Origin of the sequence: Agrobacterium tumefaciens str. B6, assembly GCF_001541315.1 — a bacterium.
In the GTDB taxonomy this organism is placed as follows: domain Bacteria; phylum Pseudomonadota; class Alphaproteobacteria; order Rhizobiales; family Rhizobiaceae; genus Agrobacterium; species Agrobacterium radiobacter.
In genome coordinates, this window is the sequence record NZ_LMVK01000023.1 from 372,864 (window position 1) to 397,921 (window position 25,058).

General features: G+C 60.9%; 24 protein-coding genes and 1 pseudogene. 13 read left to right on the forward strand and 12 right to left on the reverse strand.

What is annotated here, in order from left to right; translation table 11 throughout:
• The first annotated feature begins 161 nt into the window (after positions 1-161).
• From ASB65_RS17770 to ASB65_RS17780, 3 genes are all read left to right on the forward strand, one after another.
• The gene (locus ASB65_RS17770; protein WP_060724873.1) at positions 162-1,310 is read left to right on the forward strand and encodes a mandelate racemase family protein; all 1,149 of its coding nucleotides are present in this window, start codon (positions 162-164) and stop codon (positions 1,308-1,310) included.
• Between the two features lie 6 nt (positions 1,311-1,316).
• Complete coding sequence (locus ASB65_RS17775) at positions 1,317-1,946, forward strand: SGNH/GDSL hydrolase family protein (RefSeq protein ID WP_060724874.1); 630 nt, start codon at positions 1,317-1,319, stop codon at positions 1,944-1,946.
• Between the two features lie 81 nt (positions 1,947-2,027).
• Positions 2,028-3,626 carry an ABC transporter substrate-binding protein gene (locus ASB65_RS17780; protein WP_020813147.1) on the forward strand — a complete coding sequence of 533 codons (1,599 nt, stop codon included), beginning with the start codon at positions 2,028-2,030 and terminating at the stop codon, positions 3,624-3,626.
• Between the two features lie 383 nt (positions 3,627-4,009).
• Here the strand turns inward: ASB65_RS17780 and ASB65_RS17785 are convergent, their stop codons facing one another.
• From ASB65_RS17785 to ASB65_RS17800, 4 genes are read right to left on the reverse strand one after another with little or no spacing between them, the layout of a single operon-like run.
• Positions 4,010-4,768, reverse strand: coding sequence for an ABC transporter ATP-binding protein (locus ASB65_RS17785; protein WP_003506952.1), 759 nt, complete (start codon positions 4,766-4,768; stop codon positions 4,010-4,012).
• Positions 4,768-5,604 carry an ABC transporter ATP-binding protein gene (locus ASB65_RS17790; RefSeq protein ID WP_060724875.1) on the reverse strand — a complete coding sequence of 279 codons (837 nt, stop codon included), beginning with the start codon at positions 5,602-5,604 and terminating at the stop codon, positions 4,768-4,770. The genes ASB65_RS17785 and ASB65_RS17790 overlap by 1 nt, the downstream gene beginning before the upstream one ends.
• Before the next feature lie 3 nt (positions 5,605-5,607).
• Positions 5,608-6,495: an ABC transporter permease gene (locus tag ASB65_RS17795; protein WP_003506957.1), complete on the reverse strand. Its 888-nt coding sequence runs from the start codon at positions 6,493-6,495 to the stop codon at positions 5,608-5,610.
• Positions 6,495-7,517, reverse strand: coding sequence for an ABC transporter permease (locus tag ASB65_RS17800; protein WP_020813144.1), 1,023 nt, complete (start codon positions 7,515-7,517; stop codon positions 6,495-6,497). The genes ASB65_RS17795 and ASB65_RS17800 overlap by 1 nt, the downstream gene beginning before the upstream one ends.
• Positions 7,518-7,833: 316 nt before the next feature.
• Here ASB65_RS17800 and ASB65_RS17805 point away from each other — a divergent pair, with 316 nt between their 5' ends.
• Positions 7,834-8,469 (forward strand): LysE family translocator, encoded by a 636-nt coding sequence (locus ASB65_RS17805; protein ID WP_003506960.1) that lies wholly within the window; start codon positions 7,834-7,836, stop codon positions 8,467-8,469.
• A gap of 27 nt (positions 8,470-8,496) precedes the next feature.
• Here ASB65_RS17805 and ASB65_RS17810 read toward each other — a convergent pair whose 3' ends face one another.
• Together ASB65_RS17810 and ASB65_RS17815 are read right to left on the reverse strand one after the other, a co-directional pair.
• Positions 8,497-9,228, reverse strand: a complete 732-nt coding sequence (locus ASB65_RS17810; protein WP_060724876.1) for a FadR/GntR family transcriptional regulator — start codon at positions 9,226-9,228, stop codon at positions 8,497-8,499.
• 95 nt (positions 9,229-9,323) lie between these two features.
• Positions 9,324-10,310, reverse strand: a complete 987-nt coding sequence (locus ASB65_RS17815; protein WP_060724877.1) for a GlxA family transcriptional regulator — start codon at positions 10,308-10,310, stop codon at positions 9,324-9,326.
• A gap of 129 nt (positions 10,311-10,439) precedes the next feature.
• Here ASB65_RS17815 and ASB65_RS17820 point away from each other — a divergent pair, with 129 nt between their 5' ends.
• The 7 genes from ASB65_RS17820 to ASB65_RS17850 all read left to right on the forward strand — a co-directional run bounded on the left by ASB65_RS17820 (position 10,440) and on the right by ASB65_RS17850 (position 15,334).
• On the forward strand, positions 10,440-11,267 hold the full coding sequence (locus tag ASB65_RS17820; RefSeq protein ID WP_060724878.1) for an alpha/beta fold hydrolase: 828 nt from the start codon (positions 10,440-10,442) through the stop codon (positions 11,265-11,267).
• 27 nt (positions 11,268-11,294) lie between these two features.
• Positions 11,295-12,086: an SDR family NAD(P)-dependent oxidoreductase gene (locus tag ASB65_RS17825; RefSeq protein WP_060724879.1), complete on the forward strand. Its 792-nt coding sequence runs from the start codon at positions 11,295-11,297 to the stop codon at positions 12,084-12,086.
• A 13-nt stretch (positions 12,087-12,099) separates the two neighbouring features.
• Positions 12,100-12,585 (forward strand): hypothetical protein, encoded by a 486-nt coding sequence (locus tag ASB65_RS17830; protein WP_003506968.1) that lies wholly within the window; start codon positions 12,100-12,102, stop codon positions 12,583-12,585.
• 265 nt (positions 12,586-12,850) lie between these two features.
• Positions 12,851-14,146: a bifunctional sulfur transferase/dioxygenase Blh gene (gene blh / locus ASB65_RS17835; RefSeq protein WP_060724880.1), complete on the forward strand. Its 1,296-nt coding sequence runs from the start codon at positions 12,851-12,853 to the stop codon at positions 14,144-14,146.
• Positions 14,140-14,496, forward strand: a complete 357-nt coding sequence (bigR, locus tag ASB65_RS17840) for a sulfite-sensing transcriptional repressor BigR (protein WP_003506973.1) — start codon at positions 14,140-14,142, stop codon at positions 14,494-14,496. Before blh ends, bigR begins: the two co-directional genes overlap by 7 nt.
• Complete coding sequence (locus ASB65_RS17845) at positions 14,493-14,900, forward strand: YeeE/YedE family protein (protein ID WP_060724881.1); 408 nt, start codon at positions 14,493-14,495, stop codon at positions 14,898-14,900. The genes bigR and ASB65_RS17845 overlap by 4 nt, the downstream gene beginning before the upstream one ends.
• Positions 14,897-15,334 (forward strand): YeeE/YedE family protein, encoded by a 438-nt coding sequence (locus ASB65_RS17850; RefSeq protein ID WP_060724882.1) that lies wholly within the window; start codon positions 14,897-14,899, stop codon positions 15,332-15,334. Before ASB65_RS17845 ends, ASB65_RS17850 begins: the two co-directional genes overlap by 4 nt.
• A gap of 73 nt (positions 15,335-15,407) precedes the next feature.
• Here the strand turns inward: ASB65_RS17850 and gpmI are convergent, their stop codons facing one another.
• From gpmI to ASB65_RS17880, 6 genes and pseudogenes are all read right to left on the reverse strand, one after another.
• The gene (gpmI, locus tag ASB65_RS17855) at positions 15,408-16,925 is read right to left on the reverse strand and encodes a 2,3-bisphosphoglycerate-independent phosphoglycerate mutase (protein ID WP_060724883.1); all 1,518 of its coding nucleotides are present in this window, start codon (positions 16,923-16,925) and stop codon (positions 15,408-15,410) included.
• A 344-nt stretch (positions 16,926-17,269) separates the two neighbouring features.
• Complete coding sequence (locus ASB65_RS17860) at positions 17,270-18,541, reverse strand: dihydrolipoamide acetyltransferase family protein (protein WP_060724884.1); 1,272 nt, start codon at positions 18,539-18,541, stop codon at positions 17,270-17,272.
• A gap of 2 nt (positions 18,542-18,543) precedes the next feature.
• On the reverse strand, positions 18,544-19,557 hold the full coding sequence (locus tag ASB65_RS17865; protein ID WP_060724885.1) for an alpha-ketoacid dehydrogenase subunit beta: 1,014 nt from the start codon (positions 19,555-19,557) through the stop codon (positions 18,544-18,546).
• Between the two features lie 3 nt (positions 19,558-19,560).
• Positions 19,561-20,799 (reverse strand): 3-methyl-2-oxobutanoate dehydrogenase (2-methylpropanoyl-transferring) subunit alpha, encoded by a 1,239-nt coding sequence (locus ASB65_RS17870; RefSeq protein WP_060724886.1) that lies wholly within the window; start codon positions 20,797-20,799, stop codon positions 19,561-19,563.
• Positions 20,800-20,843: 44 nt separating this feature from the next.
• Entirely contained in the window at positions 20,844-21,971 is a 1,128-nt protein-coding gene (locus ASB65_RS17875) for an acyl-CoA dehydrogenase family protein (protein WP_060724987.1), read from the reverse strand.
• A 15-nt stretch (positions 21,972-21,986) separates the two neighbouring features.
• A pseudogene (locus ASB65_RS17880) lies at positions 21,987-23,099 on the reverse strand (acetyl-CoA C-acyltransferase); the annotation flags it as partial.
• Between the two features lie 230 nt (positions 23,100-23,329).
• On the opposite strand from ASB65_RS17880, the gene ASB65_RS17885 reads away from it, so the two are divergent.
• Complete coding sequence (locus ASB65_RS17885) at positions 23,330-23,803, forward strand: Lrp/AsnC family transcriptional regulator (RefSeq protein WP_060724887.1); 474 nt, start codon at positions 23,330-23,332, stop codon at positions 23,801-23,803.
• Positions 23,804-23,884: 81 nt separating this feature from the next.
• Positions 23,885-25,057 (forward strand): isovaleryl-CoA dehydrogenase, encoded by a 1,173-nt coding sequence (locus ASB65_RS17890; protein WP_031234246.1) that lies wholly within the window; start codon positions 23,885-23,887, stop codon positions 25,055-25,057.
• Position 25,058: the final 1 nt, after the last annotated feature.

Consider the following 25,058-nt stretch of genomic DNA (forward strand, 5'->3'; position numbering starts at 1 on the left):
CGCCCTCTCACACCGAAGACCTGTGCAACACCATGCGCAAATAGCCTTGATTTCCTGCGCCAACATGTAATACAGATTATCATACATGTTGACAAATAGCGCATACATGTATGACATTGCAGCAGCTGCAAACGCTGCCATACCTGCATGAGGGAGGAATTATGATCATCACCGACGTCGAGGTCCGTGTTTTCCGCACGACGACCCGTCGCCACTCGGACAGTGCCGGTCACGCGCATCCGGGTCCGGCGCATCAGGTGGAACAGGCCATGCTGACCATCCGCACGGAAGATGGTCAGGAAGGTCATTCCTTCACCGCGCCGGAGATCGTTCGCCCACATGTCATCGAAAAATTCGTCAAGAAGGTGCTGATCGGCGAGGATTATCGCGACCGGGAACGCCTTTGGCAGGACCTTGCTCACTGGCAACGCGGCTCGGCGGCGCAGCTAACGGACCGCACGCTGGCGGTGGTGGACTGCGCGCTCTGGGACCTTGCCGGCCGCAGCCTCGGACAACCTGTATACAAGTTGATCGGCGGTTATCGCGACAAGGTCCTCGCCTATGGCTCGATCATGTGCGGGGACGAGCTGGAAGGCGGCCTTGCAACGCCTGAAGACTACGGCCGGTTTGCCGAAACGCTGGTGAAGCGCGGGTACAAGGGCATCAAGCTGCACACCTGGATGCCGCCCGTCAGCTGGGCGCCGGATGTGAAGATGGACCTCAAGGCCTGCGCGGCCGTGCGCGAAGCGGTCGGGCCCGATATCCGCCTGATGATCGACGCCTTTCACTGGTATTCCCGCACCGATGCGCTGGCGCTCGGCCGAGGCCTCGAAAAACTCGATTTCGACTGGATCGAAGAGCCTATGGATGAGCAGTCGCTGTCCTCCTACAAGTGGCTTTCCGACAATCTCGATATCCCCGTCGTCGGCCCGGAAAGTGCAGCCGGCAAGCACTGGCATCGCGCCGAATGGATCAAGGCCGGTGCCTGCGATATTCTGCGCACCGGCGTCAACGATGTCGGCGGCATCACCCCGGCGCTCAAGACCATGCATCTGGCCGAGGCTTTCGGCATGGAATGCGAAGTGCATGGCAACACGGCCATGAACCTGCACGTTGTCGCCGCCACCAAGAATTGCCGCTGGTACGAGCGCGGCCTGCTGCACCCCTTCCTCGAATATGATGACGGCCACGACTATCTGAAGTCGCTGTCCGACCCGATGGATCGCGACGGCTTCGTGCATGTCCCTGATCGGCCGGGCCTTGGCGAGGACATCGATTTTACCTTCATCGACAACAACCGGGTGAGGTAACGGGCGATGAAAACCGTGCTCGCCTTCGGAGACAGCCTCACCTGGGGCGCAGACCCGGCAACGGGCCTCCGGCACCCGGCCGAACACCGCTGGCCGGAGGTACTGGAGGCAGAGCTCGCGGGAAAGGCGAAGGTTCACCCCGAGGGCCTTGGCGGGCGCACCACCTGTTATGACGATCATACCGGCCCCACCTGCCGCAATGGCGCGCGGGCGCTTGAAGTCGCGCTGTCGTGCCATATGCCGCTCGATCTCGTCATCATCATGCTCGGCACCAACGACATCAAACCGGTGCATGGCGGACGCGCGGAAGCGGCGGTTGCCGGTATGCGGCGACTGGCGCAGATCGTCGAGACCTTCATCTACAAACCGCGCGAGGCAGTGCCGAAACTGCTGATCGTCGCCCCGCCGCCCTGCGTTGCAGGTCCTGGCGAAGAGCCGGCCGGCGGGCGGGATATCGCGCAATCGCTACGGCTTGCGCCGCTTTACCGCAAACTCGCCGCCGAACTGGGGCATCACTTCTTCGATGCCGGATCGGTCGCCAGCGCCTCACCGGTGGATGGCGTGCATCTGGATGCGCCGGCAACGGCCGCAATCGGGCGAGCGCTCGCAGACCCGGTCAGAGAGATTCTTGGCTGATCATGCGACACCTGTGGAGGAACCAGGCGCGTGGATCAAAACGTGGAAAGGCCGTATGAACCGGCCGTATTGGGAGGAAAAATGAAACATTTTCTTGCAACCGCAGCGCTTGGCGCCTTGCTGATCGGCGCGATGCCGCTCAGTGTTTTCGCCGAAACGCCGAAAGACCAGCTCATCGTCGCCACGACCATGAGCAACATCCTGACCCTTGATCCCGCCGCCATTACCGGCCGCGAGACCGTGCAGGTTCTGAACAACGTTTATGACACGCTGGTGGTACTTTCACCGAAAGATCGCAGCGTCCAGCCACGCCTTGCCGAACGCTTTGAAATTGCCGAAGATCGCAAATCCATCCGTTTCCATCTGCGCCGCGATGCGAAATTCGCCTCCGGCAACGCCGTGACGGCAAAGGATGTAGCGTGGAGCCTGAAGCGGCTGCTCGCCCGCAATCTGGCGCAATCGTCTTTCCTCAAAACGCGCGGTTTCAAGCTGGAAGAGGCCGACAAGCTCTTCGTTGCCGAAAACGACCAGACCTTCGTGCTCAATATTCCAAAGCCCGATGATCCCAATCTGCTGCTGATGATTCTTGCACAGAATGGTCCGGGCTCGATCATCGACAGCCAGACGGCGCTTGCCAATGAAAAGGACGGCGATCTCGGCGGCGCATGGCTGACGCTGAATTCCGCCGGTTCCGGTCCCTTCAAGCTCACCCAATGGAAGTCCAACGAATATATCATCCTCACCCGCAACGACGATTATTGGGGTGAGAAGGCCAAGATGAAACGCATCCTCATGCGCCATCTGCCGGAATCGCAGTCGCAGCGCCTGATGTTGGAAAAGGGCGATATCGACGTTGCCTACTCCCTGCAGGCCCCGGACCTGAAATCGCTTGAGGCCGACAAGGCCGTCACCATCGAATCCACGCCCGGCTCCGGTTTTTATTACCTCAGCGTTTCGATGAAGGATGAGAAATTCGCGAACAAGAAGGTGCGCGAGGCCCTGCGTTACCTGATCGATTACGACGGCCTCGACAAGGCGGTCATGCCCTATTACGGCAAGCTGCATCAGCGCTCCCTCAGCACCGGTGTCATGGGCGCGCTGCCCGATCAGGGCTACAAGCTCGATGTCGAAAAAGCCAAGGCGCTTCTGGCCGAGGCTGGTTATCCCAATGGTTTCAAAACCACGCTGCGCGTTCTTTCGGAAGATCCCTTCATGAAGGCGGCAACGGCGATCCAGAACACGCTTGCCCAGGCCGGCATTCAGGCTGAATTGATCAGCGGCTCGGGCGACCAGATTTACGGTGCAATGCGCGAACGGAATTTCGAACTGCTGCTCGGGCGCGGCGGCGGCGGCCAGCAGCCGCATCCGGACAACAACCTGCGCTCGATCGCCTATAACCCCAACAATGCCGACGATGCCAAGCTCACCAATTACCAGAGCTGGCGCACCAGTTTCTTCGATGAGAAACTGAACAAGATGATCGAGGAAGCGCTGGTCGAGCGCGATGTGGCAAAACAGACGAAGCTTTATGAGGACCTGCAGGGCTATATGGACGAGACTGTCATGTCGATCCAGCCCTTCTCCGAAGTCATCGACACCGCCGCCTTCCGCAGCGACATCAAGGGCATGATCGTCAGCCCCTGGCTTTCGCGGTTTGAAGAGGTGAGCAAGGAGCGGTAATCGGCCGTCCTATCTGCGAATAAAAAGGCGCGGCTAACCCCGCGCCTTTTTGCTGTAACAAAGCCCCACTCACCCAATGTGTTAGGCGCAAGCGAAGCCTCCGCACTCCGTCACCCCGGACTAGATCCGGGGTCTAGTGCGATCAAGTCCTTGATCGCGAGAGAGTCCGTTCACGGCGCGGACGCGCCGTGGCTGGATGCCGGATCAAGTCCGGCATGACGGAAAGGCCGGTCTCGCACTATGTCAGCAGCCTAGGCGCAGTTGGCGGCCCGCCATCCCGCCTAGCTACCTCCAAAAAAATGCCCGGCGGGGAGGCCGGGCAAGGAAGGAGGATGTTATTATCCGTGACGCCCCGGAGGAGGACGGTCACGTTCTTGGAGCCGTCACGCGCCTTCATATTCCAGCGAAGCGCCGATCAATTCACGCGCATAGGGATGCGTCGCGCGATTGTCGGCGATGGCCTCGCGCGGCAGGATTTCGGTGATTTCGCCGCGCAGCATCACCGCGAACCGGTCGCACATGTGATCGACGACGGCGAGGTCATGGGTCACCATGATATAGGTAAAGCCGCGCTCTTCGCGCAGCCGCTGCAGCAGGTTGAGGATTTCCGCCTGCACCGAGACATCGAGCGCAGACGTCGGCTCATCGAGCAGTAACAGCGACGGCTCGAGAATCAGCGCCCGCGCAATCGCCACGCGCTGCCGCTGGCCGCCGGAAAGCTGGTGCGGGAAACGATCCAGAAACGATACGGGCAGGCCGACATCGGTGATGACCTTGCGCATGCGCTCTTCGCGGTCGCCAAGCTTGTGGATCGCAAGCGATTCCGAAAGCACGGTGCGCACCGACTGGCGGGGATGCAGGGAACCATAGGGGTCCTGAAACACCATCTGCAGCATGCGGCACCGCTCGATCAGCGGCATGTCGCGCACCGATCTGCCGTCGATAAGGATATCGCCGGTCCAGAAATCGTTGAGCATGGAGACGCAGCGAAGCACGGTGGATTTGCCCGAACCGCTTTCGCCGACCAGCCCGAAGCACTCGCCCGGCTCGACGCGGAAGGATACGGAAGGCAGCACTTTCAGCGCCGTGTGGCCGCTGCCGAAAGTGATGGAGAGATCGCGGGTTTCGACGGAAACGGCCATTATACGTTCTCCTCCAGCCATTCGGGGCGACGGTCCAGCACCGCAAGCGGCGCACGCGTACCGCCAATGCGCGGCTGCGCCGCCAGCAGGCCGCGCGTATAGGGATGCTGCGCCCGATCGAGATCGCGCGCGGCCAGCGTTTCCACCACCCGGCCGGAATACATGATGAGCACCCGGTCGCAGAAATTGCGCACGAGATTGAGGTCGTGGCTGATCATGATGAGGCCGATGCCGCGATCGCGCACGAGACCGTCGAGAATATTCAGCACCTGCAGCCGCACCGTCACGTCAAGCGCCGACGTCGGCTCATCGGCAATGACGAGATCGGGATCGGCAAGCAGCATCATGGCGATCATGACGCGCTGGCCCATGCCGCCGGAGATTTCATGCGGATATTGCTCGTAAACGCGGGCGGCATCGCGGATTTTCACCGCATCGAGCATGGCCAGCGCCTTTTCCCGGGCTTCCTGTTTCGAAGCCTTGAAGTGGCGCAGATAGGTTTCCGTTACCTGATCGCCGACCCGACGGATGGGATTGAGAGAGAATTTCGGATCCTGAAGGATCATCGACATGCGCCGGCCGCGAACCTTCAGCATCTCTTTCTCATCGAGCGAGAGAAGATCGAGGCCATCGAAATCCAGCCTGTCGGCGGTGATCGTCGCCGATGGCAAAAGGCGCAGCAAGGCGCGGCCGACGGTGGATTTGCCCGAGCCGCTTTCACCGACGATACCAAGCCGTTCCCGGCCAAGGGTGAAGGAAATGCCCCGCACCGCCTCGGTGGGTGAGCCGCCATAACGGATGCGGAGATTTTCGACGTCAAGAATTGGCTTTTCCATGACCTATCTCCGGTTCATCTGCTTCGGGTCGAGCGCATCCCGCAGGCCGTCTCCCAGAAGGTTGAAGGCGAGGCTGACGGACAGGATCGCAACGCCGGGGAAGGTCACCAGCCACCAGCTATCCAGCATGTAACGGCGGCCGGTGGCGATCATCGCCCCCCATTCCGGCAACGGCGGCTGCGCGCCGAGACCGAGAAAGCCGAGGCCGGCGGCGGTGAGAATGACGGTCGCCATGTTCAGCGTCAGGCGGATGAGGACCGAGGGCAGACACATGGGCATGATCGACTTGACGATGATGCGCAGAGGCGACGCGCCCTGAAGCCGCGCAGCGGCAATATAATCCGCCTTGCGGAAGGTCATGGCCTCGGCGCGCGCAAGGCGCGCAATCGGCGGCCATGAGGTGAGCGCGATGGCAATGATCGCATTGTTGAGGCTCGGCCCGAGCGCTGCGACGAAGGCAAGCGACAGGATGAGGCTCGGGAACGACAGGAAGATATCCGTGATGCGCATCATCACCGTGTCGAACTTGCCCCCGAGATAACCGGAGGCCGTGCCGACCAGAAGGCCGACGGGACCAACAATGATCGATACCAGCGAGATGATGGTGAGCGTGATGCGCGCGCCCCAGAGAAGGCGGCTATAGATGTCGCGCCCCAGCTCATCCGTGCCGAAGACATGGCCGTTGCCGGGCGCCTGCAGCGTATTGGCGAGATCCTGCGCGTAGGGGTCATGCGTCGCAAGCCAGGGCGCGAAAACAGCGGCGATGACGAGAAGCAGCAGGACGGCCAGACCGAAAGCCGATGTCGGGCTTTTCAGCAGGAAAACAACGATGTTCTTCAGCGCGTTCAAGGGCACGGGAAGGCGAGAGGAAGTTTCTGCACGGGCCGTCATCAGCGGGTCCTCGGATCGAAAAAGCGGTAGAGAATGTCGGACAGGAGGTTGAGCCCGATGAAGATGACGCCGACGATAAGCACGCAGGTCATCACGGCATTCATGTCGCCGATGATAAGATTGCTGGTGAGATATTGCCCGAAACCCGGCCAGGCGAAGACGGTCTCAATGAGAACCGCGCCTTCCAGCAGCGAACCATAGGCAAGGGCGATGATGGTGACGAGCTGCACCCGGATATTGCCAAAGGCATGCAGCCACACCGTCTGCCGCTGCGACAGACCTTTGACGCGCGCTGTCGTCACATATTCCTGGCCCAGCTGGTCCAGCATGAAGCTGCGCGTCATGCGGGTGATATAGGCCGAGGAGGAATAACCGAGCAAAGCGGCGGGAAGGATCAGGTGGTTGATGGCCGACCAGAAAACCTCCATATCGCCCGCAAGCAGGCTGTCTATCAGCAGAAAGCCCGTCCGCTCCTCAACCAGTCCGATATAGAACTGGTCCATGCGGCCACCGCCGCCGACAAGGCCGAGATGGGCGTAAAAAACGATCAGCGCGATCATGCCGGTCCAGAAGATCGGCATGGAATGGCCGAACAGGCTGAGCACACGTACCAGATGATCCTGCCAGCGGTCTTTATTGACCGCGGCATAAACACCCATGGGAATGCCAAGGCCGGCACCGATCAGGATCGCAAAGGTCGCAAGCTCCATCGTCGCCGGCATGACCCTGATGATATCCTCGATGACCGGACGACCGGTGCGGATCGAGGTTCCAAAATCGCCGCTGAAGACATCACCTAGATAATAGATGAACTGCTGCCACAGCGGACGGTCGAAACCGAGCGCATGATAGACCTGTTCATAGGTTTCGCGCGTCGCATCCTCGCCAACGATGGCCCGCACTGGATCGGCCGGCATCAGGCGACCGATAAAAAAGGTCAGTAGCAGCAATCCAAGCAGCGTAACGGCAATACTTCCGATCTGGCCGGACAGGCCATAAAGCGAAAGGCGTCTTTTTGACATGATTCCTCCCTTGCCAGAGATCGATTGCGCAAGTGACCAAGGCGCAATCCTGTCTGACAACTATTCGCAAGTTGTCACAGGTGTTGAGAGCTGTCAAGCGCGTGACTGTGAAATCCGCATCGCCGAGGGCTCTGAAAGGCGTGCCTCGAGGAGGAATCTCATGCTGAAATCATCCGGCTTTCGTGTTGCTTTGGGAAAAAGCACTTGTGTTGCGGCACCCGTAAAAGCCTGTATTCTCCGACTTCGCGGAATGCGCGGAGGCTAGCTGGGCGGGCGGTGGCACCGATGACATCCGTGCCGACAGGGGGAGGAAAATATGGCTGACGTGACACTTCTGGCATTTGCAGTGGTCGCCTTTATCGGCATTGCCACGCCCGGCCCTACCGTCTTGCTCGCGCTTGCAAATGGCTCAAGATTCGGAGTACGCCGCGCCATGATCGGCATGGCTGGCGCTGTCCTCTCGGATTTCGTCCTGATCGGCGCAGTAGCACTAGGATTGGGTGCCTTGCTCGCCGCCTCCGAATTCTGGTTCAGCGTCGTCAAATGGGTGGGCGTCTGTTATCTAGCCTTCCTCGGCATCATGCTTTTGCGCTCAAGAGGCACGCTCGATGGTGCTCTTCAATCCGCAGAGGCCAACGGGGTCGCTTCCGCCCGCTCGATTTTCCTCAAGAGCTTTCTCGTGGCGGTCACCAACCCCAAGGGATATCTGTTCTTTTCCGCTTTCCTGCCGCAATTCATCGATCCCGCCGCGCCGCAGATCCAGCAATATGCGGCGCTTGCGCTGATCTTCGCCGGCATCGATTTCATCGTGATGTTCGGATATGCCCTGCTCGGCTCGCAGGCCGTCCGGCTGTTGCGGAAAACCGGAGCCCTGTGGCTCGACCGGATTTGCGGCGGCGCGCTTCTGACGCTTGCCGCCTCCCTGGCCTTCTATCGGCGGGCGACTGCGTAACCCACTGACCTCTAGGCCATTTCCGGCTCATTCAGCGGCAGTGCGTGAGCGCAGAAGCACCTTGTAGCGCTCAAGACTGCCGCGCAGATGCGCCGCCATATGTTGACGGGCGGCATCGGCATCACCTTCGATGATGGCATCGACAATCCTCGCATGCTCCTCCTGGAGATGCAGGTTGTAGTCCTTCGGACGCGACCCGGGCGCTGCCCCCTGCAATTCGCCGCGGGGAATGATGCCGGAGCGAATGAGCTGAAGAAACTCGGGAAACCGCCTGTTTTGCGTCGCCTGCGCAATTGCCAGATGGAACTCGAAATCAGCATCCCGCGTCGGCAGCCCGGCGGCAAGACAGTCGCCGACGCGCCGGTGCGCATCCACAATCGCCTCCACCTGCACGGCGGAACGGCGCGATGCCGCAAGCCCGGCGGATTCGACCTCGAAAACGGTGCGCAATTCCAGCAATTCGATCACCGAGGAAATTCGCCCCACGGCCAGATCGTTAAAAGGCAGTTCCTTGGCCGGCTTTACTTCGACGGCAAAAACGCCTGCGCCCTTGCGGGCTTCAACGAGACCATCGGCGCGCAGAATGGCGATGGCTTCGCGCACCACCGTGCGGCTGACGGAATATTCCCGCGTCAGGGCGCTTTCGCTCGGAAGACGATCACCGGGGCGGAAAACGCCTCCCGCCAGATCCCGCCGCAATGCCGAACTGATTTTCGCCGCGAGCGATACCCCCTGCTTCGCGCTGCTCTCAACGTCCATTCCGGCCCACCTGTTTTAAACTTGTCTGGCATGTTAGCAAACACCCGCGACATTGCAAGGGCCGGACCTCCGCACACCGCGACTGTTGGCCGCCCTCACGCCGCAGCCATGGCCGAACTGCTGGAAAAGCGGCTTCTATATTCACCCGGTGAGAGGCCGAGAATGCGGTGGAACACCCGGCGGAAGGCGGCGGCATCCTCATAACCCACCGACCATGCGATCTGATCGACCGAACGGCGGGTGGAATCCAGCAATTCCCGCGCCTTGCCCACCCCCCGATGCTGGGCATATTCAATCGGCTTCATGCCTGTCGCCGCCTTGAAGCGGCGCAGGAAGGTCCGCTCCTCCAGCCCGGCATGGCCGGCCATGTCGGTAACGCTCGTCGCCCGCCCGGCACGGGCCTGCAGCCAGTGCTGCACCTTCAGGATCGGCTCGTCGCCATGCGTCAGCCTTGGGGCGAAACTGCTATAATGGCGTTGTTCACGCCCCGAGGGGTCGATCAGCAGGAACTTGCCGGTCTCGATCATCACCGAAGGTCCGAGCAGCCGGTCGACGATGCGCAGGCCAAGATCGGTCCACGCCATCAGCCCGCCAGCCGTGATGATATCGCCATCCTCGATGACGATCTTGTCTATCTCCAGCCGGATATCGGGAAAACGCTCGCGGAAACGCTCGGCAAACAGCCAGTGGGTGGTGGCCGGGCGGCCGGACAGGAGGCCCGTGGCTGCAATCATGAAGGAGCCGCCGCAACTGGCGGCGAGCGTCGCCCCCTGCGCATGCCGATCAAGCAGCCAGCGGGCGTAAGGCTCGGCTTCCTCGATTTCAGCAGGCCCCGTCAACCGGCCGGGTACAACGAAAATGTCGGGATGTCCTGAGTGCCCGGAATGAGTGTCGTGACAGCGGGAAAATTCACCGCCCTCACCCATGCTCCAGTGGCTGACCCGCAATTTCGGTCCGCCGCGATCCTGGGAAAATACCGATGCGATGGCAAAAAGATCGGTGATGCCGTGCACCATGGCGATCTGACAGTCCCGATAGAGGACCAGACCGACTTCCAGCGCGCTTCCCGTTACACCCGCCATGCGCCCACACCCCGTTTTGTCAGTTTCGGCTCGCTTTCTGTCAGAAGCGCCAATCCAGCCCCGGCTGTCTCCAGAGTATCTCTATTCCCACGGGACGCAAGCAAGCTCCCTGCAACAGGAGAGAGAGCCATGACAACGATCACCACCAGAGACGGAACGCACATCTTCTACAAGGACTGGGGTCGCAAAGACGGCCAGCCCATCATCTTCTCCCACGGCTGGCCGCTCAGCGCCGATACGTGGGATGCGCAGATGGTGTTCTTTGCCAATCAGGGTTTCCGCACCATCGCCCATGACCGCCGCAGCCACGGCCGCTCCGACCAGGTCTGGGATAACAATAACATGGATCAATATGCCGACGATCTGGCCGAACTGATCGAACAGCTCGATCTTCACGACATCATTCTGGTCGGCCATTCCACCGGCGGCGGCGAGGTCACACGCTATATCGGTCGCCATGGTACGGCCCGCGTCGCCAAGATCGCCCTCATCGGCGCGGTGCCGCCGCTGATGCTGAAGACGGAAAGCAATGTCATCGGCCTGCCGATCGATGTTTTCGACGGCATCCGCAAGGGCACCTACGACAATCGCAGCCAGTTCTTCAAGGATTTGACCATTCCCTTCTACGGTTACAACCGCGAAGGCGCCGTGATTTCGCAAGGCATCCGCGACGAATTCTGGCGTCAGGGCATGATGGGCGGGCTCAAGGGTCAGCTCGACAGCATTCGCGCTTTCTCGGAAAGCGATTTCCACCAGGATCTGAAGGCCTTCGACAAACCCACGCTGGTTCTGCACGGTGATGACGACCAGATCGTGCCGGTCGGCGCTTCGGCACTCTCCACGGTCAAGATCGTCAAACACGCGGTCCTCAAAATCTACGAAGGCGCCGACCATGGCCTGACGCAGACCCATCAGGACCGCTTCAACGCCGACCTCCTCGCCTTCATCAACGCCTGAAACAACCGGACACAGGAGACACGGGACATGACACAGAATACATTTCTCATCACCGGCGCGTCCGACGGCATCGGCGCGGTTTATGCCGAACGTCTGGCAAAACGCGGCCACGATCTTATCCTCGTGGCGCGGCGTGCTGAAAAGCTGAAGGCACTGGCAACCCAGCTGGAGAAGGATCACCATATCGCCGTCGAGGTTCTCTCCGCCGATCTTTCAAGGGCGGAAGACCTCGAAAAGGTCGAGGCGCGACTGCGCGACGACCGGCGGATCACAGGCCTCGTCAACAATGCCGGTATTGCCGGTGAAGGCGCGATCACGGCGCTTGACCCGGCCTATGTCACGACGATGATCAACCTCAATATCCTTGCCGTCACCCGGCTTGCAGCGGCGATCGCGCCGCGGCTTGCCGCCGATGGCAAAGGCACGATCATCAACATCACATCGGTAACGGCCCTGATGCCGGCGGCATTTACCGCCGTCTATCCGGCAACCAAGGCCTTTGTGCTCGCCTTCACCGAAGCGCTGCAGGCGCAGCTTTCCCCGTCCGGCGTGCGGGTTCAGGGTGTCCTGCCGGGTATTACCCGCACGGCGATCTGGGAAGAGGAGCGGCTCGAGGCCATTCCGGCCGCCATGGTCATGGATGTTTACGAGATGGTGGATGCGGCCCTTGCCGGTCTCGATCTTGGCGAGACCCTGACCATTCCTTCGCTGCCGGATGCGGCCGATTTCGAAAATTTCCTTGCAGCCCGCGCAGCATTGAGGCCCAATCTGTCGCATGCACTTGCCGCCAGCCGGTATCGTGCAACTCAAACCGAATAGAGGGAGACGCATCATGATCCTCGGACTGACCATTCCCCAATTCACGACATTGCACGTTGCCCTGAGCCTCATTGGCATCGTAACCGGACTGATCGCCCTGCCCGCTTATGCGGCAGGGCGGTGGATGCCGCGCATGATGGCGCTTTTCCTCGTCACCACGCTCGCCACCACACTCACTGGCTTTCTGTTTCCAATCGGAAATTTCACACCGGCACTCGGCGTCGGCATCATCTCGACCCTCGTTCTGGCAATCGCACTGGTTGCGCTTTACGGATACGGTCTGAATGGCAGGGCGCGCATTATTTATACGATCACCGCCACGATCAGCCTTTATCTCAATATGTTTGTGTTGATCGTTCAGGCCTTTCTCAAGGTCGAAACACTCAACAACCTGGCACCGAACGGCAATGAACCGCCCTTTGTAGTCGCCCAGACGGTTCTGCTTGTTGCAGCCATCTGTCTCGGCTGGAAAGCGACACGCCGCAGGCTCGCCGTCTGAAACGAGCCGAAGTTCGAACCGGCTTCCGGGGAAATGCCTTGTGCCTGAGTGCTTTCAGGCACTAGGCATGTTTTTGCATGCCGAATACAGGCAATCTCCGCTCATCCGTCACAAAACGAAGAAATCCCGTCTCTAGGGTTTCCTCCCGAATCTCTCCTGAAATCCAGCGGGAGATATCCGGAACGAAGACGCTTTTCGCCTCTTGCAAACAAACAATATACATTATATAATAATATATATTAATTTATTACAACAGGAGATGCCGATGAATGCCGTGAAGATCAACGAGCGTCTGACCGTTGCGGGCCAGCCGATGATCGCCGATTTCCAATCGCTCTCCGCCCAGGGCTATAAAAGCATCATCAATGCCCGGCCTGATGGTGAAGAGCCCGGTCAGCCAGGCAATGTGCAGGAAAAAAGCGCCGCCAGCGCGGCAGGCATGGAATATGGCTTCATCCCGGTCAGCGGCCCTGCCATCACCGAAGCCGATATCCGCGCCTTCCAGCAGAAAATGGCGGAAGCGGACGGCCCCGTTTTTGCCCATTGCAAGGGCGGCACGCGCGCACTCACGCTTCATGTTCTCGGCGAAGCGCTGGATGGGCGCATCGAGTGGGCCGACATCGCGGCTTTCGGCAAGGCGCATGGCTTTGACCTTTCCGGCGCCACCCGCTGGCTGGAGCGACGCGCGGCGGCGGTTCCACACGTCAAGGCCTTCTTCGATCCGCGCACATGGAGCGTGCAATATGTCGTTTCCGATCCTGCGACCAAGCGCTGCGCCATTATCGACCCGGTCTATGATTTCGATGAGAAGTCCGGTGCAACCGGAACCATGAATGCCGACGCCATTCTGGATTATGTGGCGAGCCAGGGCCTGTCGGTGGAATGGATTCTCGATACCCATCCCCATGCCGACCATTTTTCCGCCGCCCATTACCTGAAGCAGAAGACCGGTGCGCAGACGGCGATCGGCGCGAAAGTTACCGGCGTACAGAGGCTCTGGCAGGAGAAATATAACTGGCCGGATCTCGAAACCGACGGCTCGCAATGGGACCGGCTGTTCGAGGCGGGCGACAGGTTCGATATCGGCTCCCTGGAAGCGCGCGTGCTGTTTTCACCCGGGCATACGCTGGCCTCCGTGACCTATGTGGTGGGAGATGCCGCCTTTGTGCACGATACGCTTTTCATGCCCGATTCAGGCACTGCGCGCGCCGATTTTCCGGGCGGCAGCGCCAGAGAACTCTGGGCGTCTATTCAGGATATTCTCGCCCTTCCCGACGAAACACGGATTTTCACCGGCCATGACTATCAGCCCGGTGGCCGCGCTCCGAAATGGGAAAGCACGGTCGGCGAACAGAAGCGCAGCAATCCGCATCTGGCCGGCATGACGGAGGAGGGCTTCATCCGCCTCAGGGAAACACGGGATCGCACATTGCCGATGCCAAAGCTCATTCTGCACGCCCTGCAGGTCAATATTCGCGGCGGCCGCCTGCCGGAGCCGGAAGCGAATGGCAAACGTTATCTGAAATTCCCGCTCGACGTGCTGGAGGGCAGCACATGGTAAAGGAAAACGCGCTGGAAAAGACTCCGCACATTGCTGAAATTCCCCTTCCCGCCATGGAGGAGAGGGCTGTCGAGGTCGCGCTGCTTCTGAAAACACTTGCCCACCCGGCGCGGTTGATGCTCGCCTGCACGCTGGCGCAGGGGGAATTTTCCGTCGGCGAACTGGAGGTCAAGCTGGATATCCGCCAGCCGACGCTTTCCCAGCAGCTGGGCGTGCTGCGGGAAGCCGGCGTGGTCGAAACCCGGCGCGACGCCAAGCAAATCTTCTACCAACTGAGCGAAGCGAAAGCAGCGCAACTGATCGAGGCCCTTTACACCATATTCTGCGCGCCGGAGGAGGAGACCCTGTGAGCCCCTACTGGCCCTCTCTTTTCGGCGGCATGTTGCTCGGTCTTGCCAGTATTATGCTGTTTCTTTTTAACGGCCGTATTGCCGGCATCAGCGGGATCATGGGCAAAATGCTCGGCAAGGAGCGGCGTCTTGCCGATCTCACCTTCGTCACCGGCTTGCTGGCCGGACCTTATATCTATGCCGCGGCATTCGGCCGGCTGCCTGCCATCACCCTCGTTGCACCATGGCCGCTCATCCTCATTGCCGGCCTGCTGGTGGGTTTTGGCACACGCATGGGCTCCGGCTGCACGTCCGGCCACGGCATCATGGGACTGGCGCGATTTTCCCGGCGCTCCATCGCCGCGACCGTAACCTTCCTGATATCAGGCATCTGTGCCGCTACGATAGCAGGAGCCCTGTCATGAAAAATCCGGCCGTGGCCCGTGTTGCCCTGGCATTGGCCGCAGGAGCGCTGTTCGGCTTCGGCCTCTCGCTGTCAGGCATGGTCGATCCCGCCCGTGTTTCCGGCTTTCTCGACGTGGCAAGCGGCCATTGGGACCCGAGCCTGATATTCGTTCTCGGCGGTGCTGTGATGGTCGCCGCGCCGGGTGTGCTGCTCAGCCGACGTCTTGCCAGGCCCGTCCTCACTGAGGATTTCAACCTGCCCGCAAAAACCCGCATCGACCGGCCGCTCATAACAGGCTCGGCCATTTTCGGCATCGGTTGGGGGCTTGCCGGTTTCTGCCCCGGCCCGGCACTATCGGCTCTCGCCCTCGGGCTGATGCCGGTCGTTCTTTTCGTCTGCGCCATGATTGCCGGCATGCTGGTCCACGACCGTCTCTACGCAAAACAGCCATAGCAAAGACGCTCGTCCCGAACGCGGGAAACGGGCAGTCGCGCGGGGCTGGAACGCTCCCGCGCGACTCGTTTGATTAGAGGTCGATCAGGCTCTTGCCCGTCATTTCCGGCGGCAGCGCCACATTCATCAATTGCAGCAAGGTGGGCGCGACATCGGCGAGAATACCGGCATGCAGCTTTGCACCTTCCGGCCCGCCAAAAAGGATCACCGGCACCGGATTGGTGGTGTGGGCCGTATGCGGGCCGCCGGTCACCGGGTCGACCATGGTTTCGCAATTGCCGTGGTCGGCAATGACAAGCATCGCGCCACCCACTTTTTCGAGCGCGGCAACGACCGCACCAAGTCCGCGATCCACGGCTTCGCAGGCCTTGATTGCAGCCTGCAGATCGCCGGTATGGCCGACCATGTCAGGGTTGGCGTAATTGGTAACGATAAGATCGTAACCCTTGCCGATCGCCTCGACGAATTTCTCCGTCACCTCGGGCGCGCTCATCTCAGGCTGCAGGTCGTAGGTCGCAACCTTCGGCGATTTCGGCATGAAGCGGTCTTCGCCGACTTCCGGCTCTTCCTTGCCGCCATTCAGGAAGAAGGTGACATGCGGATATTTTTCCGTCTCGGCGAGGCGAAACTGCGTGAGCCCCTGTTTTGCCACCCAGGCGCCGAGCGTATTGACGATATCGCGCTTGGGGTAGGCCGTCGTCATGAAATGGCTGTGGCGGGTGGAATATTCGACCATACCGAGCAGCGCCGAAAGCACGGGCTTTTCGCGCGGAAAACCGTCGAAATCATTGGCACCAATGGCAAGCAGGATTTCACGCGCACGGTCGGCGCGGAAATTCAGGCAAAACAGGCCGTCGCCAGCCTTGAAACCTTCATAACCATCGATCACAGTCGGCAGGATGAATTCGTCGGTGACATTGTTTTTGTAGCTCTGGGCAACGGCGCTCACCGCATCCCGCGCGTGTTCGCCTTTCGCCAGAACCATGGCGTCATAGGCTTTCTCGACGCGCTCCCAGCGATTGTCGCGATCCATCGCATAATACCGGCCGATTACCGTGCCGAGGCTGGCCCCTGGCGGCAGGCTCGCTCCCAGCGCCGCCACAAAATCTTCAGCCGATTGCGGCGCGACGTCGCGGCCATCGGTGATGGCATGCACCACGACCTTCAGGCCGTGGCTGATCATCAACCTCACCGCCGCCTGGCCGTGAAGGATATGGCCATGGACGCCGCCATCGGAAACCACGCACATCAGATGCGCCACACCGCCCGCGGCTTTTACCCTGGCTGCGAAATCAAGCATCGCCGCATTGCGGAAAAAGCTGCCATCCTCGATCGCCAGATCGATCTGGCCGAGATCCATGGCAACGATGCGGCCCGCGCCGATATTGGTGTGGCCCACTTCAGAATTGCCCATCTGCCCGGTGGGCAGGCCGACATTCGGGCCGAAGGTGGTCAGCGTCGCATTCGGGCAGGTGGCAAAAAGCCGGTCCATGGTCGGCGTGTTCGCCAGAACAGGCGCATTGCTGGATGTATCCTCACTCAGCCCCCAGCCATCGAGAATAGTCAGGACAACGGGTCTGGGAGTTTGCATGGGAGGACCTTCTTCGTTCGGTTGCCGGCGGAGGGCGGACCGCCGGGCACCGGAGCGCCCTCTTCCGCCACTATGATCATGGTGAGAAAACATGCTTCTCGTTCTTCTCTTCTATACCCGAAGATGACGAACGCAAGCCTATACCGACAGCGAAACAGTTCCGTGAAGGTCGAAAACGGCGGCTTAAAAACTCACCCCCTCATTCCTGTGCTCGTCACAGAAATCCAGCCGACGCGTGTCTGCGCGGCGGAGAGACCCCTTTCAACCCAAGGGCCTGGGCTGGAAGGATCCCTGTGACGAGCACAGGGATGAGAAGCGCGTGGCGGAGTGGTCGCCGGTCTCCTTCACTCGATGAAAATCAGCGCGGGCTTCTCCAGCAGTGCCTTGACGGCCTGGATGAAGACCGCCGCGTCCCAGCCGTCGACGACACGGTGATCGAAGCTGGAAGACAGGTTCATCATCTTGCGCGGCACAAAGCGAATTCCATCCCAGACTGGCCGCGTCATGATCTTGTTGACGCCGATGATCGCCACTTCGGGGTGATTGATGAGGGGCGTCGAAACGACGCCGCCCAGGGCTCCCAACGAACTGATGGTGATGGTGGAGCCCATCAGTTCTTCCCGATGCGCCGTGCCGGTGCGGGCGGCTTCTGCAACGCGCGCGACTTCCTCTGCGCATTCCCAGAGGCCGAGCGTTTCCGTGTGACGCACGACCGGGACCGTCAGGCCCGACGGCGTCTGCGTGGCGATGCCGATATGAACGGCTTCATAGTGGCTGACGACCCCTTTTTCGTCATCAAATGTGGCATTCATGCCGGGATGATCCGCAACGGCTTTCACCAGCGCGCGCATCAGAAACGGCAGGATCGTCAGCTTCGGTTGCCCGGAACGGCGGTTGCCGTTCATGGTCGCCCGCAAATCCTCCAGATCGGTCACGTCGACTTCCTCGACATAGGTGATGTGGGGAATTCGGGAGGCGGAAAGCACCATCTTCTCGGCAATCTTGCGCCTGAGCCCGGTCACCTTCACCTCCTCGACGGCGCTATCGTGGGGCGCTATCGGCTCGGGGCGTTCAGGCCGCCCCCGCACGGTTAAAAACCCGTCGAGATCGGCATGGGTAATATGCCCATCCGGGCCCGTTCCCTTGACCTGTGCGAGATCGATATCGAGATCGTCGGCGCGCTGGCGGACGGCGGGGGATGCCAGCGGTTTATGGTGCAGTTCGGCTGCGGGCGCCGGTGGCGCCTCCTCGGGCTCTCGTGCCGTCGGCTGGGTTTCAACGGGTGGCGGCGTGTCTGTCATATCGGCAGGCGCTTCCGTCATCTGGATGGGTGCTTCCGCTTCCGGCATGCTGCCATTGGGCGCGACGGCTGCGACATCGGTTTCAATGCGCAGGAGCGGCGCCTTCACCGGCACGGTGTTTCCAACCGTCACGGCAAGCCAAGTGACCACGCCCGCCACGGGCGAAGGAATTTCAACCGTCGCCTTGTCCGTCATCACCGCGGCCAGCACCATGTCCTCATGGACGAGATCACCCGGTTTGACGTTCCATTCCACCAGTTCGGCTTCCGCCACACCTTCACCGACATCAGGCATAGTGAGAATAAATTCCGCCATAATCAGGCCTCCATGACTTCGACAAGGGCTCGCCCGACGCGGGCAGGTCCCGGAAAATAGTCCCATTCCTGCGCATGGGGATAAGGCGTATCCCAGCCGGCGACGCGGACGACGGGGGCCTCGAGATGATAAAAACAATGTTCCTGCACCAGCGATACGACTTCCGCTCCGAAGCCGGAGGTCAGCGTTGCCTCATGCACCATGACGCAGCGGCCGGTCTTCGAAACCGATTTCACGATGGTATCGAGATCGAGCGGCAAGAGGCTGCGAAGGTCGATAATCTCGGCATCCACACCCGTCTCTTCCGCCGCCGCCAGCGCCACATGCACCATGGTGCCATAAGCGATGACGGTGACACCATTTCCGGGGCGGCGGATTTCGGCTTTGCCGATGGGAATGGTGTAGTGACCTTCCGGCACCTCGCCCATCTCGTGTTTGGACCAGGGCGTTACCGGCCGGTCATGGTGCCCGTCGAAGGGGCCATTATAAAGCCGCTTCGGCTCCAGAAACATCACGGGGTCGGGGTCTTCGATGGATGCGATCAGCAGCCCCTTGGCGTCATAGGGATTGGAAGGGACCACCACCTTCAGCCCACAGACATGGGTGAAGAGCGCCTCGGGGCTCTGGCTGTGCGTCTGCCCGCCAAAAATGCCGCCGCCCGTCGGCATTCTGAGAACAATCGGGCAGGTGAAATCGCCGTTGGAGCGATAACGGATACGCGCCGCTTCCTGGGTGATCTGGTCATAGGCGGGGGACATGGAATCGGCGCACTGGATTTCGACGCAAGGGCGCAGACCATAAGCAGCCATGCCGATCGCCGTGCCGACAATGCCGGATTCGCTGATCGGCGCATCGAAACAGCGGGTCTTGCCGTATTTTCCCTGTAGCCCCTGCGTGGCGCGGAAGACCCCGCCGAAATAGCCCACATCCTCACCGAAAACCACCACGTCGTCGCTGCGCTCCATGGACACATCCATGGCGCTGCGGACGGCTTCGATCATCGTCATTCTTGTCATGTCTCACCACCCTGCCTTCTGGCGCTGGCGGGCGAGATGCGGCGGCATCTCGGCGTAGACGCCCTCGAAAATATCTTTTTTCGGCGGTTTGCCGCCCTCATGCAGCGTGCCGTGGCTTTCCGCCTCGCGCTGGGCTTCCAGCACCTCATCGGCGATTTCCGCCTCCGCCTGCCGGTGCCGTTCATCCGACCAGACGCCGCGCAGGACGAGATGTTTCTTGAGCCTCAGAACCGGGTCGCCCAGGGGCCACGCCTCGGACTCCGTCTTGGGGCGATAAGCGCTCGGATCATCCGAGGTGGAATGGGCGCCGACACGATAGGTGACATATTCGATCAGCGTCGGACCGAGGTTGCGGCGCGCCCGTTCCACGGCCCAGCGCGCAACGGCATAAACGGCGAGATAATCATTGCCATCGACCCGGAGTGCGGGAATGCCGAAACCCAGCCCGCGCGCCGCAAAGGTGCCAGAACCGCCGCGCGCAATGCCCTGAAAGGTGGAAATCGCCCATTGGTTATTGACGATGTTGAGGATGACCGGCGCCTTATAGGTGGAGGCAAAGACCATTGCCGAGTGAAAATCCGACTCCGCCGTCGAACCGTCGCCGATCCAGGCGGCCGCGATTTTCGTATCGCCCTTGATGGCCGAGGCCATCGCCCAGCCGACCGCCTGCACATATTGTGTGGCAAGATTGCCGGACACGGTGAAGAAGCCGTGTTCCTTTGAGGAATAGAGAACCGGCAATTGCCGCCCGTGCAGCGGGTCGAGCTCGTTGGAGTAAATCTGGTTCATCATGGTGACGAGCGGATAGTCATCGGCGATCAGCAGGCCTGCCTGCCGGTAGGTCGGGAAATTCATGTCGCCTTTGGAAAGCGCCTTGCGGAAAGCGCAACTGACAGCCTCTTCGCCCAGATGCTGCATGTAGAAGGACGTCTTGCCCTGCCGCTGCGCCATCAGCATGCGGGCATCGAAAGCCCGCAGCCGCATCATGTTTTTGAGGCCCACCAGCAATTCCTCGTCCGAGAGCAGCCCGGCCCACGGCCCGACGGCCTCACCCTGATGATTGAGGACACGGATGATCGAATAGGCGAGATCGCGCATGCTTTCAGGGGCGGCATCCACCTCCGGGCGTGGCACGGAGCCGGCCTTGGGTATTTTCACATTGGAGAAATCCGGCTGGTCGCCGGGTCGTACCGCAGGTTCGGGAACATGCAGGCTGAGATGTGGCGTTTCGGTTATATCCATTCGACTCCTCCCGTCGCGGTCTCCTCCAGACCGCGAAACAACTCTCAAAGGTTCCTGGCGATCACCATCCGCTGGACATCGCTCGTCCCCTCGTAAATCTGGCAGATGCGCACATCGCGATAGATCCGCTCCACCGGATAATCCGCCATGTAGCCGTAACCGCCGTGAATCTGGATGGCGTCCGAGCAGACACGCTCGGCCATTTCGGAGGCGAAAAGCTTGGCCATCGAAGCTTCCGAAAGACAGGGTTCCCTCGCCTCCTTCAGCGCCGCCGCATGCAGCCCCAGTGGCCGCGCCGCCGTTAGGCGCGTCGCCATATCCGCAAGCCGAAACGCCACCGCCTGATGCTCGATGATAGCCTGTCCGAAAGCCTTGCGTTCGCGGGCATAGTCCCGCGCCGCCTCGAAAGCGGCCTGCGCCATGCCGACCGCCTGCGCGGCGATACCGATGCGGCCGCCTTCCAGATTGGCGAGCGCGATGCGATACCCCTGCCCCTCTTCACCGAGCCGCAATTCGGCTGGAACCGCCATGTCGGTGAAGGCGATCTGGCAGGTATCGGACGAATGCAGGCCGAGTTTTTCCTCGACCCTGATGACCTCGTAACCCGGCGTATCGGTCGGCACGATGAAGGCGCTGATGCCCTTCTTGCCCACCGCTGCGTCGGTGACGGCAAAAACGATAACGACATCGCCATTCTTGCCTGACGTGATGAACTGTTTCGCGCCGTCGAGAATATAACGGTCGCCGTCGCGCCGGGCGCGGGTCTTAAGATGGGAAGCGCCGGAACCGGCCTGCGGTTCGGCCAGCGAAAAACCGCCGATCCATTCGCCGGAGGCGAGCTTGGGCAGGAAACGCTGCTTCTGGTCTTCCGTGCCGAATTTCAGAATCGGCACGCAGCCGACCGAATTGTGGACGCTCATGATGGTGGACCAGGCGCCGTCACCGGCGGCGATCTCCTCCAGCGCCAAGGCATAAGCGACGGCACCGGTTCCCGAGCCGCCATAGTCTTCAGAGACCAGCATTCCGAGAAAGCCGAGTTCGCCCATCTCTTTCAGCTCATCTTTCGGGAACCGGCTTTCCCGGTCGCGCGCGGCGGCCCCGGGGGCGAGCCGCTCGCGGGCGAAATCGCGGGCCATGTCCCTGATCTGCTGCTGGGCTTCGTTCAGGATCATCGCCGCCTCCCCTCCGTGTAGTTCAGCCGCGGGCGCCGTCGCTTCGCCGCCGCCGATGCAGACGGCGGCAACGCCGCGCTTCAACCCGTGACGCTGCAAGGCCGCAAGCAGGGTGACGACGATGCGTGCACCGGAAGCCCCGATGGGATGGCCGAGCGCACAGGCACCGCCATGCACATTCACCTTCTCATGCGGCAGCTCGAGATCGCGCATCGCCGCCATCGCGACGACCGCGAAGGCCTCGTTGATTTCGAACAGATCGACATCCTTCGCCGCCCAGCCGGTTTTTTCGAACAGCTTTTTCATCGCGCCGATAGGAGCCGTCGGAAATTTTGCAGGCGCATCCGCATGGGAGGTCTGGCCGATAATGGTCGCCAGCGGCAAAAGGCCCCGCCTTTCCGCTTCCGATCTGCGCATCAGAACAAGAGCGGCCGCGCCATCGGAAATGGAACTGGAATTGGCCGCCGTCACCGTTCCACCATCGCGAAAGGCGGGCTTCAGTTGCGGGATTTTTTCCGGGCGGGCCTTCCCCGGCTGTTCGTCTACGGCAACATCGCCGACAGAAGTGATTTCCGCCTCGAAAGCCCCTTCCGCGATAGCGCGTCGGGCGCGTTCCAGTGAAGCCAACGCGTAATCATCCTGCATGGCGCGCGTGAACTGATAATCTTGCGCGCAATCTTCCGCGAAAGTCCCCATCAGCCTGCCCTTGTCATAGGCGTCTTCAAGGCCGTCGAGAAACATGTGATCGGTGAGCTTGCCGTGGCCGAGACGATAACCATTGCGGGCGCGGTCCAGCAAATAGGGCGCGTTGCTCATGCTCTCCATGCCACCCGCAAGCACGACGGAAGAGCTTCCCGCCGCAAGCTGGTCATGCGCCAGCATGATCGCCTTCATGCCTGAGCCGCACATCTTGTTGATGGTCGTCGCGCCAATCGAGTTGGGAATGCCGGCGGCAATGGCCGCCTGTCTCGCTGGAGCCTGCCCCTGCCCGGCCGAGAGCACGCAGCCCATCAGCACATCGTCGATATCAGCGGGTGAAATTACGGCCCGTTCGACGGCCGCGCGGATCGCCGCCGCCCCGAGATCGGGCGCAGCCACCGATTTGAATTCGCCCTGGAACCCACCCATAGCAGTACGGGCGGCCCCGACGATAACGACAGGGTCATGCACAGCCAAATTCACCTCCCTAGGCCATCCTCCCACCAAGAGAACGACCGTCATCGTGATCTCCTCCAGACCTCGACTGACGTGAACGCTATCACTATCTCGAATTCATTTCAAAGCTATTTTGATTGACAGTTTTTTGATTGGCGATATCTTTGATCCAACAAATAGTCATATCATAGAGCAAATGATCCATGATTGAGCTCGACAGTTTCGACCAGAAGATTCTGCATGTGCTCGGCGATGACGGGCGGGTGAGCTGGCGCGATCTGGCGGCCCGGATCGGCCTTTCCTTCACGCCGACGCTGCGCCGTGTCCGCAAGCTGGAAGGGGAAGGCTTCCTTCGCGGTTATCCCGCCGTGTTCGATGAGAACCGCCTGCTCGGCAATATGGGTGTCTTCATTTCCGTCACGCTCGAGCGGCAGATCAAGGAAGCATTGACGACCTTCGAACACCACGTCGCCTCCATTCCGGAAGTGGTGGGCGGTTACCAGACCAGCGGCAGTTCCGATTATCTCATTCATGCCATGGTGCGGGATTTGCCGCATTATCAGCAGCTTCTGGATTTCCTGACCACGGTTCCCGGCGTGTCGCGCATCCAGTCCAATTTCGCCATCAAGACATTCGTGCGCCGTTCAGCCGCCTTCACCGGAGGTGACGCGCCATAAATGAGAGTTGCCAGCACGGAGGAGGTGCTGGCCGCTGACGAGAGGGACGGAGACAAACGGCCGTCCGGAGGAGGAGACGCGATGAGTTTGAACCTCGCCGCTATTTTCGATGCCGATCTCGGCCCGGAAATCGCAGCGCTGCGCGACAGCGCAAGAGCATTCGCCGACGATAAAATAGCCCCGCTCGCCGCCGAGATCGATCGCGACGATCAGTTTCCGCGCAAGCTCTGGCCGCAGATGGGCGAACTCGGCCTGCACGGCATCACCGTTTCGGAAGAGTACGGCGGTGCTGACATGGGTTATCTCGCCCATTGCGTGGCGATGGAGGAGATAAGCCGGGCTTCCGCTTCCATCGGCCTTTCCTATGGCGCCCATTCCAACCTCTGCATCAACCAGATTCATCGCTGGGGAACGGAAGATCAGAAGCGCAGATATCTGCCGAAGCTGGTTTCCGGCGAGCATGTCGGTTCGCTTGCCATGAGCGAAACGGAAGCCGGGTCAGATGTCGTCTCGATGCGGTTGAAGGCGGAGCACAAGGGTGACCATTATGTGCTGAACGGCACGAAGATGTGGATCACCAATGGCCACGAGGCGGATACGCTGGTGGTTTATGCCAAGACGGACATGTCCGCCGGCCCGCGCGGCATCACGGCCTTTCTGATCGAGAAAGGCTTCAAGGGGTTTCGCCCCGCACAAAAACTCGACAAGCTCGGCATGCGCGGCTCGCCAACCTCCGAACTGGTTTTCGAGGATTGCGAGGTGCCGGAGGAAAATATCCTCGGGCGTCTCAACGACGGCGTGACGGTGCTGATGAGCGGGCTGGATTACGAGCGCGCCGTGCTGGCCGCAGGCCCCGTCGGCATCATGCAGGCGGCCATCGATCTGGTGCTGCCCTATGCGCGCGAGCGCAAGCAATTCGGCAAGCCGATCGGCGAATTCCAGCTGGTGCAGGGAAAGCTCGCCGATATCTATTCGGCCATGAACGCCTCCCGCGCCTATGTCTATGCCGTGGCACGCGCCTGCGACAATGGCCGCATCACGCGGCAGGATGCGGCAGGCGCGATTCTTTTTGCTGCCGAGCGGGCGACGCAGGTGGCGCTGGATGCGATCCAGCTTCTCGGCGGTTCCGGCTACGTCAATGAAAGCCCGGCCGGACGGCTGCTGCGCGACGCCAAGCTTTATGAAATCGGCGCGGGCACCAGCGAAATCCGCCGGATGCTGATCGGCCGCGAACTGGTCAAAGGCAACGGGTGAG